The organism is Candidatus Zixiibacteriota bacterium (assembly GCA_040752815.1).
In the GTDB taxonomy this organism is placed as follows: Bacteria; Zixibacteria; MSB-5A5; order GN15; family FEB-12; genus JAGGTI01.
Window position 1 is genome coordinate 1 of the sequence record JBFMGC010000114.1, and the last position, 2,124, is coordinate 2,124.

A 2,124-nucleotide genomic window follows, 5' to 3' on the forward strand; every position below is an offset into this window, starting at 1 on the left:
GAAAATAGACAATTAATTACTAAAACCGCATAACTTTCTGATGCCTGAATTGGCCCAAACGTATCTGCTGAATTTTTAAACTCGATTCCAATAAACCGATGCACGTAATCAACGGCCAAATATACATTATATGCCTGACTATTGAAATCAATTAACGGAAGCGTATCATCATCACTATCCCACCCATCCACATCGGCCGGGCGGGAACTATACAAATCGTCCGCGTCGATCGAACATGCGCCGTTGACACCGGTGACCGTCGTTCCCTTGTACGGTGTCAAAATCATAAATGTGTTGGCGTCCACGATCCGGCTGATGAAATATTTTCGGCTGTCCGGACCGGTAATCATACGAGCCTGATGGTCCGACCGGGCGAGCGTGAGACCGACCACGTTATCAACCGTCGTTCCGCCATTGGTCCAATCCGCCTGGGTAATCGCTCGATAGGACCGGGGATAACAGGCCACCGTGAGTGGTAGTTGCGCCGTGCCGTCATAGGCGGGTAGGATATCACTCACAGGAATCTCGCTATGATTCCGCCGAACCCACACATAATCTCCGGCCGTCAGCCCACCGGATTCCAGTGCATATTCGATGGTAGCCCACGCCAGGGCCTGGGTCGTGCCGTTGTCACCATTAGAGCCGGTCGCGGAATCTACGTAATAGTTGGCCCCAAATGCGATGCTCGGGATCAGGCACAGCAGAAATACGAGGGATAGAAATCGTCTCATTTGGGAGCCTCCACCTCGGCGGTTTTAACCGGCAGATCCTCTAATTTCTGGTCGGCCTCCAAATACCCTTTTTCTTTCAGGATCGCCTCGATTTCGGATTTCGTCATAGGTACCTCGGGCTCCACCGGAAGCTCATGCAATTCCGCATCAATGCGGTCGATATTGGCATGGATTTTGTCCGTGAGGTCCGCCGGGGCCTTGTCCCGGTAATTCATAGCGAACGAACGCACGTGCGTTCCACGATCATCGAACAGATCGATCCATTGCTCGATTCCCCACGGCCGGACCGTGGGTTTACAGGTCCGATATCGGTAGGTTCCATATTCGGTCAGTTCCTGCGCCCATCCGCCGCCGCACACGGCCAGGCCTATAATGATCATCATGATGCACAATATTCGTTTCATGTTACCCCTCTGGTGGGACAGGCGTCCCGCCTGTTGTGTTTCGTAGGGGCGACCGGCGGTCGCCCTGTTTTCGGGCGAATACCATTCGCCCCTACCGTGATTCCAACGCCTCGATCCGCCCGATAATTTCCTGCATTCCCCTGGTCAGCAGGCTCACCATATTGGACAGGTTGCGCCGTCGGACGGTCTTTTTGTCCTCGACCGTCTCGATCAGCACGCCGTCCGGGAGGGTCGAATGGTCCATGTCACCCCAGCCGCGGCCGTCCACGGTGTCCGATTTGGCCGCGATGTTCCGGATGGCGGCCACGGCGTCGCCGGCGAACATGGGGGTCCGGTCGGTGAATGACGCCGCCGAACAATCGCCGAGGATGTACAGATTCCCGGCGTCCGCCGTCAGGTACATGGCGATGCCCGCGGCCCCGTCCGTGAACCACTGGAGCCGGGTCTGGTTATTGGGGATATAGTACAGCCACTGGACATTGTACGAGCCGCCCGACTGATTCCGCTGGATCATATTGCCGATACTCTGGTTAGCGGAATGCAGGATCCGGATGTACTGCGCGCCGGCCCTCGAACAGGCCAGGTCAACCGGATAGGTGGCCGCCGAATTATTCAGCGTCACACTGCCCGTGGTCACGAAATTGGACGTCGCGTTGGTCCAGTCGATATGCTCGTTGGCCACGAAACCGGTCAAGCTGTCGTGATTGAAATCGCTCTCCACGATGGCCGCGGTGGCTTCTTTCCACCGGCCATTATTCGCCCCGGCGTCATCCGGCTTGATCGTGTACGGGTGCGCGGCCGTACTTTCCGCCGCGCTGCTCGACGCGTCGTACCGGAACACGTAAAACCGCTGCGACACGGTAACGAACGCCATATCCCCGTCCGCCGCAACGGACCACGATATAGCGTCCAGCGCGTTCGCCGCTCCGCCTGTTAATGCCGTACATTCGTAGACGTTCATGCTGCCTCCGGCGGCCTGGGGATCGATG

Annotated in this window: 3 protein-coding genes; all 3 read right to left on the minus strand. The window is 56.9% G+C overall.

The window, feature by feature from the left end; all coding sequences use genetic code 11:
- Positions 1–731: hypothetical protein (locus AB1772_13375; GenBank protein ID MEW5797330.1), on the minus strand; the 731-nt coding region annotated here is incomplete at its 3' end.
- A complete protein-coding gene (locus AB1772_13380; GenBank protein MEW5797331.1) occupies positions 728–1,135 on the minus strand; it encodes a hypothetical protein in 408 nt (135 codons plus the stop codon). The genes AB1772_13380 and AB1772_13375, both read right to left, overlap by 4 nt.
- Before the next feature lie 91 nt (positions 1,136–1,226).
- Positions 1,227–2,124, minus strand: an 898-nt coding sequence (locus tag AB1772_13385; GenBank protein ID MEW5797332.1) for a hypothetical protein, incomplete at its 5' end; no start/stop codon positions are given.